We start from the raw sequence: 18,058 nt of genomic DNA, 5'->3' as shown, positions 1-18,058 counted from the left end.
CAGGATCGAGAATACCGCTGGTGACAAGCGCGTTTAATCCATCGAGGAAGAAATGCATCAATCGCTTCATTTTCAGTCAAATTTAATTCCCTCCATTTGCTGGCAATAAGCTGAAAGCCGGCGTAGGATGTCGACATATCGTTGTCTTGAATTGGGGGATTTAAAGACGAATTGAAACACTCGCATTCATTTCGCATCTTTAGATGCATTGGGGAATTTATCCTGAGCAGTTGAGCCACATGGGGTGGCTACATCATGGGCCAGGCTTTCATTATCTGAGGTCAGAGCCTTACTATCGCTCGCTCTTTTTCGGGTGGATCGTACTTGCACGCCGCGCGATCCACCCTGGACATTCTTGTATGGGGGAGAAATGTCTAGGCATCAAAGGCGTGGCACTTTTGTGCCAAATTCGCGCCGTAAAACAACTTTAAAAAGATCATTAAAGCCATTCTTGGCGATAATTTCGTCAATTTCCTTGTGTTTTGTCATGACCATTCCGGGAATGGCAGTGGCTGCCGAAACTTCTGTTGGGGAAGAAGTGCAGGCCACGGAGACAGCAACCGTACCGGAGGATTCCGCATCCGCCTTGGAGACGGAGTCCGCAGAGGAATCAGCAGTCCAAACCAAGGAAGCTGCCCAGGCAACGGCACCCGAAGAACAGCCAGCCGCTGAAGCAGAAGATAGTTCCAAGGCAACGACGCCTGAGGAAGAACCGGCAACTGCACCTGAACCTGAGAAGGCGGAACAGCAGGAAGCCGTGGAAACCACGCAGACGGCACCCGAAGCGCAACCCGTGGAATCCACTGCGCCCAAGACAGAGAAGAAGCCAGTGGACAAGGCTTCACCGAAACTTGCGCAACCAAAGGCCGATGTATCGGACCCTGCAGATCCAACCGAGTCCTCGGCCGCGGCCAGCGAGCCGATCACGGCCGCAGCCCTTGAGCCAGGTGCTCCGCGGATTTGCGAATACAACGCGAATGACGGCGCCATCAACACCTTCATGCAGAAATCCGATGAGATGCCCGCCTACGCCAACGGCAATGTCCACGACGGGCTCTATGAGGGCGGTGTGGTCCACCAACGCTTGGAAATGACATTGCCCGCAGGCGAAAACGAGCTGGTCATCAAGTACCAGGTCAAGCAGGCCGGCAAATGGGCCTATGATTATTTGCTCAACCAGACAGTGGACGGTGCCACGATTACCGGCTGGACTATCGATGAAGGCTCCGGGGACGACCGCGTCGACACCGTCTTCATCACGTTGATGGTCGACGGAGAAGAAGGCGACGAGTCAAGTGTCACCCTCTACTTCGACGCGCACATCGCTTCCGAGCTGGACCACGGACCGGGAACCGGTGCTTCGTCCATCAGCGGCTCGCCGTATCACGTCGTGATCTCATCGCTGAACTGCAAGTCCGTTGGCCAACGCGATAACCAGATCCAGGCCGGGGCGGTCCAAGCAGGTTTCGTGACCGTCATCAAGGACGCGGTTCCTGCCGATGGCACTGATTTCGGGTTCACCCTCGCCGAGGACCGCTTCGGTGACTCGACGGCATTCAACCTCGATGACAGCGCCGATTCCGATACCGGTGCGAGCCTGCCCGATCGCGTTACCTACACCGTGGCGCCATCTACGGTAACCATTACTGAAGCAGACCTGCCAGCTGGCTGGAATCTTTCCTCGATCGCCTGCACCGGCGCCGCCGCCATCCGCAGCGGTTCGGCCATCACCTTCGAGCTGGGCGACAATGATGAAGTCACCTGTACCTTCACCAACACGAAGACCACCTACGACGAGCTCACCGTCCAGAAAGATGTCCAGGCATCCTATGACCGTGACTACGACTGGGATCTGGTCAAGTCCTTGGCAGAAGGCCAGGAAGCCACAGTGAAGGCAACTGCCACCGGAGTGGAAGTCGACTACAACGTGGTAGCCACCGCCAGCGGGGCACAGGACAGCAACTTCGAGTTGTCCGGCACCATTACCGTGGCCAACCCGAACGATACGGCAATGGCCGGGGTCACCCTGGTCGACCAGTTGGATGGCGCCAATTGCGTCATCTCCGCTGGCGGCACGCCGATCGCCAATCCGGTAACCATCCAGCCAGGCGAGAATTCCTTCACCTACGAATGCGACCTGCCCGAGGGAACCAGCGCCACCAGCGCCGGTACCAACACGGTCAGCGCAACCTGGGATCCGGATGCCTACTATGGCACGGATGGCCAAGCCAGCGGGTCGGCCGACTACGACTTCGCGTCCGTTTCGCCAACGGTTACCGACGATGAAGTCACCGTCACCGATAGCGAAATCGACCTTTCGGGCATCGCAGGCGGTAACACCGTTACAGCCGGGGAAAGCCCGAAGACCTTCGCGTACACCATCGAGTGGGACGGCGTGCTCGGAGAATGCACCGACTACGAGAACATTGCCAGCCTCGCCGAAGACGACGGGGAAACGCTGACCGATAATGCCACCGTGGAAATCTGCATCGGCCAGGACCTGAGCATCGAGAAACTGGTCGTTTCCAGCTTCAACCGCAGCTACGACTGGAGCATCGTCAAGGACGCCGTGGGCGAGCAGCCATTCACCGCGAATCCCGAAACCGGAGAATTCACCGCACAATACTCGGTCACCGTCACTCCCGAAAGCTATTCGGACAGCGACTGGGCCATGAGCGGTACCATCACCGTTTCCAACCCCAATGACTGGCAAGCCGTTGACGTGACGGTCAGCGACCAAGTCGATGTGGGCGGGGACGCGACCTGCCAGGTGGTCGGCATTGCCGGCGAACCGGACACGATGGACGCCGATCCGGGAGCACCGGGCTTCCAGGCAACACTGGACGCCTCCCAAACGCTGACCTTCAACTACAGCTGCACATTCGGATCGCAGCCGAACTACGAAGGCAGTAATACCGCTGAAGCCACCTGGTCAGCCAGCGACGCCTCCACCGCATCGGCCAGCGCCACCGAGGTGGTTCCGGTCAATGCGGGCGACTGGACTCAGACACCGCTCAATGACACGGTGACCGTGACAGATCCGCTGCATGAATTCGATCCGGACTGGACCATCAGCTATTCCGATGGACCGCAGACCAGGACCTATTCGTACACCTGGACCGTGGACGAGGCCGGCAAGTGCCAGAGCTTCATGAACACCGCCACGATCACCGGAAGCAACCAGCTGGTCAAGAGCGATGACGCCCAGATCGAAGCATGCCGCCAGGCAGGGTTGACCGTAACCAAGGACGTGACGGCCTCATATGACCGCACCTACTTGTGGAGCATCGACAAGCAGCTGACCGAGGGCCAGTCGCCAGATGTCGTGGTCGAGGAAGACGGAACCGCCACCGTGGACTACACGGTGCTGGTGAAGAACACCGGCTACGAGGATTCCGGGCAGCAGCTTTCCGGATCCATCACGGTGAGCAATCCCAACGAATTCGAAGACCTCGAAGTGACGATCAGCGACGAGAATACCCTCTCGGCCGCCTGCACCATCGTGGCCGAGGACACGAATCCGGGAATGGCGGGCATGCAGCAGGTGGTGCCGCGCAGCGACTCGATCACCGCGGACTACAACTGCGATGCATCGGCCGTAGCGGAAGCCGACTACACCGGCCACACCAACACCGCGGTGATCACCTGGGGCCAGGGAATGCAGGCCGAAAGCCAGCCGGTGCCCATCGAGTTCACCCTGGATGAGAGCACCGATGAATCCGTTGACGTCTGGGATGACCAGGCAGATCCAGCCGGTGACCCGGAACTGCTGGGCACCGTGAACTACGCCGAAGCGCCGCAGAGCTTCACCTACGAGATCACCTATGAAGTGCCACGCGATGAATGCCTGGTCTTCACGAATACCTCGTGGGTCGATCTCGCCGGCGAGGATCTAGAAGATTCCCAGGACGTGAGCATCTGCGACCAGAAGAACCTGGTAATCACCAAGGAGGTGGACGCCAGCTACGAACGCGACTACGACTGGTCATTGGACAAGCAAGTGGACCAGAGCGAATTCACGGTAGCCGGCAACGGAACGGCCACCGCGCACTACACGGTAGTGGCCACCGCCGGTGCCGCACAGGACAGCGCGAAGACCGTATCCGGAACCATCACCATCAGCAACCCGAACACGCAAGTCGGGGACCTGACGGCCACGGTGGCCGATCTGCTCTCCATCCCGTCGGCCAGCTGCACCATCGATGGCACCGACGCGGATGAAAGCGCTGACGGTTTCCAGATCGTGCTGGGAGACGGTGAAAGCATCACCCTTGGCTACAACTGCCAGGTACCCGCGGACACCGACATCACCGCCCAGTACACGAATACCGCAACCGTGACCTGGGGCCAGGAGCGCCAGGCTGAAACGGAAGTCGGCTTCGGGTTCGAGCAGGCACTGCTGACCGACGGCGAAGTCACCATCACCGATGACAAGACCGTTGAAGGACAGGTAACGGTCCTTGGCACCGCCAAGGCCCAGGAATCGCCGAAGACCTTCGAGTACGACGTGGAACTGGATGGCGTGGCAGGAACCTGCACCGACTACACCAATACCGCAGTGCTCGATGAGGCCACCGGCGAGGGCGAAGAGAACACGGCCACGGCCAGCGCCACGGTGTGCGCCGGAGCCGATCTGGATATCGCCAAGAACGTCGTGACCTCCTTCGACCGCTCCTACCTGTGGAGCATGGACAAGGAACTGCTCTCCGGGCAACCGCTGGCAGCCAACCCCAATACCGGTGAAGCCACCGCGAACTACCGGATCACCGTGACCCCCGAAGGCCACGAGGATGGCAATTGGGCGATGAGCGGAGAAATCACGCTCGCCAACCCGAACGACTGGCAAGACGCGCCGATCACGGTGCAGGACTTCGCCGATGTCGGCGGGGACGTGAGCTGCACGATCACCGGGGTGCAGGGCGAAGCGGTGGCGGACATGTCCGCCGAGCAAGCCGGCTTCCAAACGGTGATCCCCGCAGGGGCCGAATGGGTGATGACCTACTCGTGCACCTTCGAATCCCAGCCGGAGTACAACGGCAGCAACACCGCCACCGTGGATTGGGATGCCCAGGCGCTGAGCACGGTCAACGGCCAGGACTCGGATACCGTGGAAATCTCGGAAGCCGACTGGACCCAGACGCCGTTGAACGACACGGTGACCATCACGGACAGCGCCCATGAGTTCGATCCGGCGTGGACAGTGGATGTGGCCGATGGGCCGCAAAGCCGGGACTACTCGGTGACGTGGACCGTGGACCAGGCAGGCACCTGCCAGGTATTCGAGAACGTCGCCACGCTCACCGGCGATGACGGATTCACCGCGACGGACAATGCGCTCGCCGAAGCCTGCCGCGAGGCGGCCTTGGAGATCAGCAAGACCGTCGAGGCCGAGTACGACCGCACCTACCAGTGGCAGATCGAGAAGTCGCTGGCCGAAGGCCAGGACCAGCAGATCACTACCAACGGCGCGGCCAGCGAACCGGTGGACTACGTGATCAAGGTGGAGAACACCGGGTACGAGGATTCGGGATGGGTGCTGGAAGGCCAGATCACCATCACCAACCCGAACCAGTACACGGGCATTGACGCCACGATCCAGGACGTTGTCGATCTGGAATCGATCACCTGCACCACCTCGGAATCGCTGGTGAGCATCCCGGCCAACGGGATGATCACCGTCGGCTACAGCTGCGATGTATCCGCGGGAGTCGATGCCGGTTCCTACAGCGGCGGCACCAACACCGCCACGGTCAGCTGGGGCGACGACCGGGCATCGAGCACGCAGGTGCCAATCGAGTTCGCCATTGACTCCCAAATCGATCGGGAGGTCGAGATCTGGGACGACCAGTCGAATCCACAAGAGCCGGTGCTGATGCGCACCGTGGACATTGATGATTCGCCGGTGCTCATCGAGTACCAGCTGGAACATGATGCTCCCGCCGGGCAATGCATGAGCTACACGAACACCGCATGGGTTGATATCCAGGCAGGGGAGGATCCGAGGGATGAGGCGACCGTGCAGCTATGCGGCTTGCTCGATCTGATGATTGCCAAGGATGCCGAGGCCAGCTTCGATCGGACCTACCTTTGGGATCTTGAGAAGAAGGTAGACCGCACCGAGGTCACTGTCGCCGAGGACGGCACCGCCGACTTCTCCTACACCGTTTCGGCCATTCCGGACGGTTCGGAGGATTCAGGCCATGAAGTGAACGGCATGATCATCCTGGTGAATCCGAACCACTTCGAATCGGCCTCGACGGTAGCCACCATCACCGACGAGATCAGCATCGAAGGGGTCACCTGCACCATCGACGCCGAGGACGCCGATCCGCAAACCGAGGGCCTTCAAGTCGCGGTCCCGGTGGGCAGCGACGGAGCCGGAGCCACGGTGCAACTGCCTTACAGCTGCTCGGGTACCCCCGCCCAGCTGCACGGCAGCAATACCGCCACCGCAACGTGGGGCGAGGATTCGATGGCCACGTCAACCGCACCGGTCGACTACCTGCTGGATGCTGAAACCAATAAGCAGGTCACGGTCATCGATGACAAGACCAACCCCGAGACGCCGGTAGTGCTGGGCGAAGCGATCTGGAATGCCGAAGGCACCCCGATCGACTTCGACTACACCCTGCGCCACCAGGCCCAAGCCGGCACCTGCACCGAGTTCACCAACACCGCGGTGATCGATCAAACCGGGGCCGAGGACTCAACCACCGTGTCCATCTGCGGACAGAAGGCCCTGGGCCTGCAGAAGACCGCACAGGGACTGGTGGATCTGGATTACGAATGGGAGGTAGAGAAGCAGATAGACCAGAGCCAGCTCACGCAGAACGAGGATGGCACCGTCACCGCCCGCTATTGGGTGGAAGCCCGCAACACCGCAGTGGCTGAGCAGAATCTGCGGCTGGATGGAACGGTGCAGGTGCAGAATCCGAATGACTTCGGTTCCATCACCGCCACCTTGGAAGACCGGATCGATACCGCCGGCACCAGCTGCCGGATCGACCTGGAAGACGCCGATGAGGCGGCCGCTGGATTGCAGGTCGTGCTCGATGCCGGGGAGAACTTGGGGGCCCGGTATGAATGCGACCTCGCCAGCTGGCTTACCACCGACGCCTTTGAAGGAGCAGTCAATACCGTGATTGCCACCTTCGATGATCGCGAAGTGCGCGCTGAAGCACCGGTTGATTTCCAGATCGATGCAGTCACCGACGAATCGGTGATAGTCACCGACGACATGATGGATCCCGAAACCGAGCCGAAAGTGCTCGGAGAAGTCCACGTCCCGCAAGCGCCAATGCAGTTCGAATACGAACAAGTATTGGAACCCGAAGCGGGAACCTGCACGGTATACACCAATACCGCGGCAGTGCATGAGAGTACCGATGGCAACGGCAAGGACGAATCCTCGGTGGACCTGCAACTGTGCATCGAGCAGGACCTGATGATCGCCAAGAGCGCCGAAGCCCAGTACGTCCGGGACTACAACTGGTCAGCCCGCAAGGATGCGAAGCAAACGCAATTCGAGGTTGACGCTGATGGGCAAGCCACGGCCGAGTACACGGTCGAGGCAATGCTGGAGGGATATGAGGACCAGGAATTCACCGTAACCGGTGAGATCATCCTGGGCAATCCGAACGACTTCAAGGACACGCAAGTGCTCCTGGAAGACACGATATCCATCGAAGGGGCCACCTGCTCCATCGAAGGATTGGCGGATGGGAAGCTGGCGATCCCCGCCGGGGAAACCAGCACTGTGAAGTACAGCTGCACCTTCGAAACACCTGTTGCCGAGGCCGACTACACCGGCCACGAGAACACGGTGACCGCCAGCTGGACCGGTGAGGATGGGGAAACTCATACGGCCAGTGCCAAGGCGCCGCTGGAATTCGAGGCCGCATCGGCCAGGGATGAAATGGTGACGGTCTTCGATGACTACACCAATCCTGGCCAACCGCGGGAACTGGGCAAGGTCAAGGCCCAGGAGCAGAGCAAGAAGTTCACGTACGAACTGGTTCTGGACGGCGTAGCCGGCAAGTGCCAGACGATGACGAATACCGCCTCGATTCCGGAGAAGTCCGGCGAGGATGGGAACAATTCGGATTCGGCGGACGTGGAAGTTTGCGCCGAGGCTCCGCAGGCAGCGCCACCGGCTCCACCAGCACCACCGGTGCCGGCAGCGCCACCAGCCCAGCCAGCACCACTAGCGGCAACCGGCCTTGACCAAGGCTCGTTGTGGCTGGCAGGGGCTGCCGGAATGGTGATTATCGCCGGAGCATTGATCCTGCTTCGGTACCGTCGCCGGAACCCATAGTCCGCGCGCCAGCTGGATGCCGGTCCTGCCCTTCGGGGCAGGGCCGGCATTCGGCGTGCGGGGCAGAACCCCTGCTGCTTCGCGGGCAATGCGGCAGAAGCAGAACAGACCCGGACCTCTTATTCGCATAAGTGGTCCGGGTCTGTTGCAGCACTCAAGCCCTGTGGCTAGATCTTGGCTGCGCTTTGGGCCGCAGCGGCACGCTCATCAGCTTCCCGCACGGCCTGCTCTACGCGGTCAACGTCGCGTACAGCGCCCTTGTCCGCGGACAACGCCATGGCGGCGTAGGCACGCAGCGCAGGGGAGACTACGCGCTCGCGGCTCTTCGGACGGTAGCCGGTGGTGGCGATCAAGCGCTCGCGGCGTTCGGCCAAAACCTCGTCCGAGACGTTCAGGGTCAGCTCGCGGGTCGGGATATCGATGGAGATGGTATCGCCATCTTCCACCAGGGCGATCATGCCGCCCGAAGCAGCCTCCGGGGAGACATGCCCGATGGACAGGCCCGAGGTGCCGCCGGAGAAGCGGCCATCGGTGATCAGTGCGCAGGACTTGCCCAAGCCGCGGCCCTTGAGGAACGAAGTAGGGTAGAGCATTTCCTGCATGCCAGGACCGCCCTTGGGCCCTTCGTAGCGAATCACCACTACGTCGCCTTCCTTCACCTGCTTGTTCAGGATCTTTTCCACGGCCTCGTCCTGGGATTCGCAGACCACCGCTGGACCGGAGAAGGTCCAGATCGATGGGTCAACGCCCGCGGTCTTGACTACTGCGCCGTCAACGGCAATGTTGCCGCGCAGCACGGCCAGGCCGCCGTCCTTGGAGTAGGCATGCTCTACAGAGTGGATGCAGCCTTCTGCATCATCGGTGTCCAGGGCCGCCCACTTCTCGGACTGCGAGAATGCGGTGGAGGAGCGCACGCCACCCGGGGCTGCGTGCCACAGGTCGAAGGATTCCTGCTTGGCCTTGCCGCTGCGGATATCCCAGTCATCGAGCCATTCGCCCAAGGTGGCCGAGTGAACGGTGTGGACGGTTTCATCCAGCAGGCCGCCACGGCGCAATTCGCCGAGGATGGCCGGGATGCCACCGGCGCGGTGGACGTCTTCCATGTAGTAGGTGGTGCCGTTGCCGGCAGCGTTGGGTGCAACCTTGGCCAGGCATGGCACGCGACGGGATACTTCATCAATCTCATCCAGGCCGAAGTCCACGCCGGCCTCGCGGGCTGCGGCCAGCAGGTGCAAGATGGTGTTGGTGGAACCGCCCATGGCGATATCCAGTGCCATGGCGTTGCCGAAGGCCTTCTTGGTGGCGACGCTGCGTGGCAGGACCGTCTCATCGTCTTCGCCGTAGTAGCGGTTGGCGATATCGACTACCAGCTTGCCTGCGTTCTCATACAGGTCCTTGCGGGCCGTGTGGGTGGCCAAGGTGGAGCCGTTGCCTGGCAGCGACAAGCCCATTGCCTCGGTCAGGCAGTTCATCGAGTTGGCGGTGAACATGCCCGAGCAGGAACCGCAGGTAGGGCAAGCCGACTCTTCGATGCGCAGCAGGTCTGCATCGGATACGTTCTCGTTCACTGCTTCGGAGATGGCGTCAACCAGGTCCAAGGTGCGCACGGTGCCATCAACCAGGGTGGCGCGGCCTGATTCCATCGGACCACCGGAAACGAAGACGGTAGGGATGTTCAGGCGCAGGGCGGCCATGAGCATGCCTGGGGTGATCTTGTCGCAGTTGGAGATGCAGATCAGCGCGTCGGCACAGTGGGCGTTGACCATGTACTCCACGGAGTCCGCAATCAGGTCGCGGGAAGGCAGGGAGTAGAGCATGCCGCCGTGGCCCATGGCGATGCCGTCATCCACCGCGATGGTGTTGAATTCGCGGGGGATGCCGCCGGCGGCGGTGATGGCATCAGAAACGATGCGGCCCACTGGCTGCAGGTGGGTGTGTCCTGGGACGAACTCGGTGAAGCTGTTGGAGACAGCGATAATCGGCTTGCGCCCGAGGTCAGCGCCGTTCACGCCGGCTGCGCGGAACAGTGCGCGAGCGCCGGCCATATTGCGGCCATGGGTGACAGTGTGTGAACGAAGTGTGGTCATACATAAAATCTCACCATATATTTGCCGTCAAACCCAGACGGTGACGATACTAGTAGTACTACTACCATGCAATGAGGTCAGCCAAGTGAATCCAAGTCAAAGACGCCGGGAAGAGCTCGCGGCATTCCTCAAGGACCGCAGGGCCCGGGCCGACAGGTCTTCGCACGGACTGCCGGAGATCGGGCGCAGCCGGGTGCGCGGCCTGCGCCGCGAGGAGGTGGCCACCTTGGCCGGTGTCTCTGTTACCTGGTACACCTGGCTTGAGCAGGCTCGCGATATCAATCCTTCACGCCAGGTATTGCAGTCCTTGGCGAGGCTGTTCCGGCTAACCCCGGTGGAATCCTCCTACCTGTTTTCGCTGGCAGGGCACGGCGAGCTTGAACCCATTGGCACCGGCGGCATGACTCCAGCCCTGCAGCGTTTGCTCGATGCTTTGCAGTTCCCTGCCTTCCTGCTCTCCGCTGACTGGACCATCCTGGGGTGGAACCAGGCCTACGAGGAGCTGTATCCGCGGGTCGGTTCATTGGACAGGGAAGATCGGAACCTGTTGTGGCTGGTTTTCACCGACGCGCAATTACGTGAGATGCTCCCGGATTGGGAAGTGCAAAGCCGTGGTTTCGTGGGGAGCTTCCGTGCAGAAACCCGTGGATGGCTCAGCCCATCGGGGGAGAGTGGCATCGTTGCCCGGGTCTCGGCGGCATCCCCGGAATTCGCTGCTATCTGGAATGAACGGGACGTTGCAGGTTTCCGTACTGGCGAACGGGTGTTCCGGCACCCCGCCAAAGGCCTGACCCGCTACGAGCAGCACAACCTGACCCCTACCGAAGCCTCGGATTTGACCTTGTTGATGTACACGCCGCTTTAACCGTGGACATCGGTGCTGATCCAGCCTGATCCTGTGAATTAAAAACTAAACTGCCCCACGGGAAACCCGGAGGGCAGGATAAGGTTTTTGCAAAACGGCTAGGACTGAAGGAACTCCAGAGCTTTTTCCTTGAACTCGTGGCTTGTTACCGCGTTGGCGTGATTGCGTCCTGCCAGCCACAGCACTTCATTTCGTGTTCCTGCGTCCTTCAGGAGGCGACGCAAATGCGGCATGGTAGTCGCGAGATCATCCTGGTCTCCGGCGACCAGCATGGTGGGAACCGATGGCACCTTGGCTGCCGGGTCGTATGGCTCGGATTTGATTGCTTCAATCAGCTCAAAGAGCGCCGATAGATCATTGGACGGTTCAGCCTCGGCTATCCGCATGATGGCGGCGGTGTAGTCGTCATGGATCTTTTCGCCCGTCTCGACGTAGGTGCGGGCCTGGTCCAATTCAAAGGCGGCCAGCGGATCGCCGGCTCCTGGACCCCCGATGACCAAATGATTCACTAAATCCGGATTGAAAGAGGCGAATTCCCAGGCCAGCCGGGAACCCAAAGAGTAGCCGATGACATCTACGGGTCCATCGTCCAGATCCATCACGATGGCAGCCAGGGCCTGGCGAATCTGGCTTGGCGCCCAGCTGCCGTCGTTGCGGCGAGGATCTTCTCCGTGGCCCGGCAAATCAACCAGAAGGACATCGCGTCCTGCATCAGTGAAATATTTCAGCCAACGCGAGCGGTCCCAATTCAGTTCGCCGGATGAGGCGAAGCCGTGGATGAAGAGCACGGATGGGCTCTTCACCTCAGCGTTTGCACGAACCACTCGAAGATTCAGATCCAATGTCATGCCATTGATCATAGGCCATTCGCCCTCGAAATGTGATCTGGGCTAGCGCGTCAAGAGTGTTAATGTCAGAATGACTCTAACGAATTCGAATGTGCTGAAAACGAGGCAACTAAGAAATGTCATCCGTACCAGGTTGGGCGAACGTCGACGAACGCCGCAACCTCCCGCCCGCTCTTGCAGTTTCCACTGTGATCCTGGGAATCCGTGAAGGCAAAGATGGCGGACCGGACAAACTCTGCTTGCCAGTGGTACGCCGCATTCGCCAACCCCACACTGGAATGTGGGCGCTGCCAGGCGGACCAGTTGATCCGCGGGAATCCCTCGGCCAAGCGGCCGGGCGCAACCTCGCTGAAACCACAGGCCTACGCCCCACCTACCTGGAACAGCTCTACACCTTCGGAGATATCGACCGCTCGCCAACCCACCGCCTAGTCACCATCGCCTACTTTGCGCTGCTGAACGCTGACAAGGTCGGTGCCACCGTCCAAGACGACAACGTGGCCTGGTTCGACATCGATGATCCGCAGATTGCCCAGATGGCTTTCGACCACCGAAAGATCTTGGACTACGCCATGTGGAGGCTGCGCAACAAGACCGAATACGGGCAGATAGCGCATCGATTGCTAGGAGAACGCTTCACCCTGGCGGCCCTGCGCGGAGTCTATGAAGCCATCCTCGGACGCCGCCTGGATCCTGCGAACTTCCGCCGAACGCTCAAGAACACTGCCTCCATCGAGGAGACCGACGAATATCTGGCCGGCGGACAGCACCGGCCGCCACGGCTATACCGCTACGTGGGCCACGGACCAGACCCGTTGGAAGTCGACCCGCTGCACGACTAGCAATCACCATCCACACTTTTTCACCGTCATCCTGTAAGAAACGGACGAACCCATGAGCACCCAAATCACTGACAACGCCAATGCCTCGGTAGCCCAGAACATCGCTCGGCTCAATCTGCTGGCTCCGGAATCCACCTGCTCCACCGATCTGGCCTCCAACCCGTGGGACACCCCTGCGGGCTACGGGCCAGGTGCCTCCCAAGAGGATTCGATTCCAGCTGGTTACCCGGTGCAGGGTTCCATCCCAGAGGAATACCTGGAGGCTAGCGACGCCGAGCTTGATACTCGCATCATGGCTGCCAAAGAAACCCTGGGGGACAGGGCAGTGATCCTCGGGCACTTCTACCAGCGCGATGAAGTGGTGAAATATGCGGATTTCGTGGGTGACTCCTTCCAACTGGCCAACGCCGCATTGACCCGCGACAAGGCGGAAGCCATCGTGTTCTGCGGTGTGCACTTCATGGCCGAAACGGCAGACATTCTCAGCCGCGAGGACCAATCGGTGATCCTTCCGAATCTTGCAGCAGGTTGCTCCATGGCGGACATGGCAGACGGTCCGAGCGTGCAAAAGTGCTGGGAAGAGCTCACCGCCCTATATGCGGATGAAGCAGATGACGGGCGGATGCCGGTCATCCCCGTGACCTACATGAACTGCTCTGCAGAGCTCAAGGCCTTTGTCGGTCGCAACGGCGGACTGGTCTGCACCTCCTCCAACGCTTCAACTGTTCTGGAGTGGGCTTTCGAGCGAGGACGCCGCGTCCTGTTTTTCCCGGACCAGCACCTTGGACGCAACACCGCTAAGGCAATGGGCATTGCCCTGGATCAGATGCCGATGTGGACTCCGCGCAAGGAATTAGGCGGCAACGAAGCCGACACGCTGCTCGATGCCAAGGTCATTTTGTGGCACGGCTTCTGCTCCGTGCACAAGCGCTTCAACCCCGCGCAGATCGCCAAGGCGCGTGAGGACTTCCCTGGCGTGCGCGTGATTGTGCATCCGGAATGTCCCATGGAAGTTGTGGACGCGGCAGATGAAGCCGGCTCTACCGACTACATCCAAAAGGCTATTGCCGCTGCTACCGAGCCAACTGCTTTTGCCATCGGCACAGAAATCAATATGGTCAACCGCTTGGCTGCCCAGTACCCGCAGCACAACATCTTCTGCCTTGATCCAGTGATCTGCCCATGCTCCACCATGTACCGAATCCACCCGGGCTACCTTGCCTGGGTGCTCGAAGAGTTGGTTGCCGGACGAGTGGTCAACCAGATTTCTGTGCCGAAGGAACAACAAGGGGATGCAAAGATCGCCCTGGAGCGCATGCTAGCTGCCAAGCCATGAGCCAGGTCCAACAAGAACCGAAGAAGCTGGTGATCGTCGGCTCCGGTGTGGCCGGACTGTGCGCAGCTTTGCACGCCGTAGAGCTGGGCATCCAGCCGGTATTGCTGACCAAAGGGAAACTGGGGGACTCGAACTCCGAGCTCGCGCAGGGCGGGCTATCAGCTGTTACCGGAGCATCCATGGCCCAAGGCGACTCTGTTTCCAAACACGTTGCCGATACGCTCAAAGCTGGCGCGGGCCACTGCGGCGTGGAACCGGTGGAACACCTGTGTTCCTCAGGCGAAGAGCTAGTGCAGGCTTTGGAATCCTATGCAGTGGATTTTGACCGCGATGCAGACGGCTCCTACCAGCTTGGCCTTGAAGCCGCGCACAGCGCACACCGTATTCTGCATATCAATGGGGATGCCACCGGCGCTTCATTGGTGCAAACCTTGGTTCGTGCCGTGCGACAACTGGAAACTGCAAACAAGCTCAGCATCTTCGAGGATGCAGTTGCCACCGAGCTCCAGCTGCATGATGGAAAACTCTCAGGGGTGCACTACCTGCGCAATGAGGCAGAACAACTGATCCTGGCAGAAGCGATCCTGCTGGCTACCGGTGGACTGGGCCAGTTGTACGCAGCGACCACCAATCCCCAAGGAGCAACCGCCGACGGCCTGGGACTGGCCGCCCGGGCAGGTGCTGTCATCGCGGATGCCGAATTCATCCAGTTCCATCCAACGCTGGTTGACCCCGCCCGATATCCAGAAGCCGGGATGGTTTCCGAAGCCGTACGTGGTGAAGGTGCCATTTTGGTCAATGACGCCGGGCAGCGCTTCATGCTTGGAATTCACCCGGATGCTGAGCTGGCACCCCGTGATGTCGTGGCCCGAGGCATCCATGAACAGATCCAAGCCGGGCACCAGGTCTACCTTGATGCGCGGGCCGTGGAAGAAACGCGTGGCACAGGATTCCTCGCAGGCCGTTTCCCATCCATCACCGCCCGGCTCGCGAATTGCACCGCGGGCGGCTCCGGCCTGGACATGGCTCATGACCTGATTCCGGTGGTAGCGGCCCAGCACTACTTCATGGGCGGGATCCACACCGACATCTCAGGACGAACCTCTGTCCCAGGCCTCTACGCGGCCGGCGAATGCGCCAACACGACAGTTCATGGTGCCAACCGCTTGGCCAGCAACTCCTTGCTGGAAGCAATGATTTTTGCCCGAGAAGCCATCCTGGCCTTGATCAGCGACCCACCAGATGCTCGCTGCAATATCGATGCGCTGGCTATCCAGCACATCTCCGAGCCTGCCCCGGAAGCACCCCTGGATCTTGAACAGCTGCAAACGGCAGCCAGCAGCAAACTTGGTGTCTATCGCACCGGCGAGGAGCTCGAAGAAATGGCCCAGATGCTAGCGACGAGCGCGCCTGTAGCTGCCACTGCGCGAGAGCAATCGGAACTGCGCAATCTGTGGATCACTGCCAGGATCATCGCTGCAGGTTCCATGGCACGCACAAAAAGCCTGGGTGCACACCATCGCTTGGATTCAACCGAATTCACCAGCAGCCAGTCAGATGAGGGTGTGCGCTATGGCTGGACCCTGCACCCAAGCGAGCTGGACAACGAGAACCTTTTGAGCAAGGAAATGAACGCGTGAACACTTTGATCCATCCGGTACCAAGCGCTGCCATGGACCGCATCATCGAGCTGGCGCTCGCCGAGGACAATCCTCGCGGCGATATCACCGCACTTACTATCGTTCCCGAAGGTGCGTCAGCTACCGCCGTGGTGCAGGCCCGCCAGCCAGGCGTACTCTCCGGAGGGGCAGTATTCACCCGGACTATGCAGCTAGTCGATGCGCAGTTGGAGGTAGAGCAGCTGATTGCCGACGGAAAAACGTTTGCCGCCGGTGATAGCTTGCTCAAGGTCACGGGGCCAGCGGCGAGCTTGCTGACCGCTGAACGCGTGGGGCTCAATCTCTTGCAGCGCATGAGTGCCATCGCTACGGCGACCGCTGAGCTCGTCGGCCTGGTTGCGCATACCAAAGCCCGCATTGTTGATACACGGAAAACAACGCCAGGACTTCGCGTCCTTGAACGCTATGCAGTCCGTTGCGGTGGAGGAGTCAACCACCGTGACAACCTATCGGATGCTTTCATGGCCAAGGACAACCACCTGGCTTTGCTGGATGACGGGGAGCAGCTTACCGCGGCCCTGAAATCCGTACGCGCGCGGCTGGGACACACCACGTCGATGGAAGTTGAAGTAGATTCCATTGCGCAGATTCCACCAGTGCTCGCCGCCGGAGTGGACATCATCATGCTGGATAACTTTGATCCCGCTGACATTCCCGCAGCCATTGAACTGATCAACGGGCAAGCAGTAGTAGAAGCCAGCGGAAACATCAACGCATCAACAGTCGTGGCTGTCGCTGAAGCCGGTGTTGATGTCATTTCCTCGGGTGCCATTACGCACTCGGTGAAAGCAATTGACCTTGGACTGGATATGGTTATTGCATGATCTACATGGATGCCGCATCCACCGCGCCACCTCGCCAAGACGTTCTCGACATGCTCAATCCGTTGCTGACCAAGGATTTCGGTAATCCGGCATCTTTGCACGAAGCCGGGCAGCAAGCCAAGCGGGCTAACGACTGGGCAAGAACGCAGCTGGCTAGCCAGTTGGGCGTGGCAGCAGAGGAAGTCTATTTCACTTCCGGTGGCACCGAGGGAGCCAACACTGCCGTGATCGGGGCGGCCTTGGCCAACCCCCGTGGACGTGTGGTGGTCTCAAGCTCCATTGAGCATCCAGCGGTGCTGCAAGCCTGCAAATACCTTGTTGAATTTCACGGATTCGAACACCGCGTTATCCCGGTGTCGGCCACGGGGCTAGTCGATCTGGATGCAGCCCGTCAGCTGATCGATGCAGCTGTTGCCGTGGTTTCGGTGATGGCGGTGAACAATGAAGTCGGCACCATTCAACCGGTAGTGCAGGTTGCCCAACTGGCCCGCAGCGCTGGGGCGATCATGCATACGGACGCCGTGCAGGCCGCCGGCTGGATCGATCTCAAGCCGTTGTGCGCCGCGGTGGACGCATTGAGCATTTCCGGGCACAAGATCGGTAGCCTCAAGGGCAGCGGAGCGTTGTACCTATCCGCCGGGCATCGCTTCGTGCCGCTACTGCACGGTGGCGGGCAGCAGGGCGGAATGCGTTCGGGAACGGAGAACCCGGCGGCGGCCGTCGGCGTGGCCGTGGCGTTGCAGGCAGCGACTGCACAGCGCGAAGCGGGATTGGGTGCAAGCTTTGGCCCGTACCTGATTGAACGGATTCTCAAGGAACTCAATGCCAAGCATCCGGGCAGCGTCCAGCTGACAGGGGATCCGGAACATCGCGTTGGCGGCATAGTCTCTTTCGTCTTCCCGAAGACCGCCGGCGAAACTGTGCTGATTGAGTTGGCCCGCAGGGGAGTCCTATGCTCTTCGGGTTCTGCTTGCGCAGCAGGCTCGACCGATCCGTCCGCGGTACTCACCGCGATGGGTTATGAAGAAGAACTGGCCCATACTGCTGTCCGCCTGTCGTTCACGCGAACGGCGAAAGAAAATGAGATCAGCCAGGTGGCCTCGGCTGTAGTTTCCTGCGTCTCCGGGCTCTTGAGGTAGCCAATTCGATAACCTTGGCGTGCTCGATTAATTTTGCGAGCCTGAGGCAAATATGCCGAGAGTTCTCCGCACACTTGGCAGCGCCCTTGAACGTCGGGAACGGAATATTCCCCAAAAGCTGCGA

Annotated in this window: 9 protein-coding genes; 7 read left to right on the top strand and 2 right to left on the bottom strand. The window is 60.3% G+C overall.

Going from position 1 to position 18,058, the window contains the following annotated elements; all coding sequences use genetic code 11:
* Positions 1-508 precede the first annotated feature (508 nt).
* A complete protein-coding gene (locus ACRDT3_RS10080; RefSeq protein WP_431492858.1) occupies positions 509-8,314 on the top strand; it encodes a prealbumin-like fold domain-containing protein in 7,806 nt (2,601 codons plus the stop codon).
* A 167-nt stretch (positions 8,315-8,481) separates the two neighbouring features.
* Here the strand turns inward: ACRDT3_RS10080 and ilvD are convergent, their stop codons facing one another.
* Positions 8,482-10,401 (bottom strand): dihydroxy-acid dehydratase, encoded by a 1,920-nt coding sequence (gene ilvD / locus ACRDT3_RS10075; protein WP_431492857.1) that lies wholly within the window; start codon positions 10,399-10,401, stop codon positions 8,482-8,484.
* An 85-nt stretch (positions 10,402-10,486) separates the two neighbouring features.
* On the opposite strand from ilvD, the gene ACRDT3_RS10070 reads away from it, so the two are divergent.
* Complete coding sequence (locus ACRDT3_RS10070; protein WP_431492856.1) at positions 10,487-11,266, top strand: helix-turn-helix transcriptional regulator; 780 nt, start codon at positions 10,487-10,489, stop codon at positions 11,264-11,266.
* 98 nt (positions 11,267-11,364) lie between these two features.
* On the opposite strand, the gene ACRDT3_RS10065 is transcribed toward ACRDT3_RS10070, so the two are convergent.
* Positions 11,365-12,114, bottom strand: a complete 750-nt coding sequence (locus tag ACRDT3_RS10065; protein WP_431492855.1) for an alpha/beta fold hydrolase — start codon at positions 12,112-12,114, stop codon at positions 11,365-11,367.
* Positions 12,115-12,230: 116 nt separating this feature from the next.
* On the opposite strand from ACRDT3_RS10065, the gene ACRDT3_RS10060 reads away from it, so the two are divergent.
* Genes ACRDT3_RS10060 through ACRDT3_RS10040 form a run of 5 tightly spaced genes read left to right on the top strand, consistent with a single transcriptional unit; the run spans position 12,231 to position 17,934 of the window.
* A complete protein-coding gene (locus ACRDT3_RS10060; protein ID WP_431492854.1) occupies positions 12,231-12,956 on the top strand; it encodes an NUDIX hydrolase in 726 nt (241 codons plus the stop codon).
* A 52-nt stretch (positions 12,957-13,008) separates the two neighbouring features.
* Positions 13,009-14,292 carry a quinolinate synthase NadA gene (gene nadA / locus ACRDT3_RS10055; RefSeq protein ID WP_431492853.1) on the top strand — a complete coding sequence of 428 codons (1,284 nt, stop codon included), beginning with the start codon at positions 13,009-13,011 and terminating at the stop codon, positions 14,290-14,292.
* Entirely contained in the window at positions 14,289-15,932 is a 1,644-nt protein-coding gene (nadB, locus tag ACRDT3_RS10050; RefSeq protein WP_431492852.1) for an L-aspartate oxidase, read from the top strand. The genes nadA and nadB overlap by 4 nt, the downstream gene beginning before the upstream one ends.
* Entirely contained in the window at positions 15,929-16,795 is an 867-nt protein-coding gene (gene nadC / locus ACRDT3_RS10045; RefSeq protein WP_431492851.1) for a carboxylating nicotinate-nucleotide diphosphorylase, read from the top strand. Before nadB ends, nadC begins: the two co-directional genes overlap by 4 nt.
* A complete protein-coding gene (locus tag ACRDT3_RS10040) occupies positions 16,792-17,934 on the top strand; it encodes a cysteine desulfurase family protein (RefSeq protein ID WP_431492850.1) in 1,143 nt (380 codons plus the stop codon). Before nadC ends, ACRDT3_RS10040 begins: the two co-directional genes overlap by 4 nt.
* Positions 17,935-18,058: the final 124 nt, after the last annotated feature.

Origin of the sequence: Glutamicibacter sp. (genome assembly GCF_050701915.1) — a bacterium.
Taxonomy (GTDB): Bacteria; Actinomycetota; Actinomycetes; order Actinomycetales; family Micrococcaceae; genus Glutamicibacter.
This window is presented reverse-complemented; position numbering and strand designations above follow the sequence as displayed.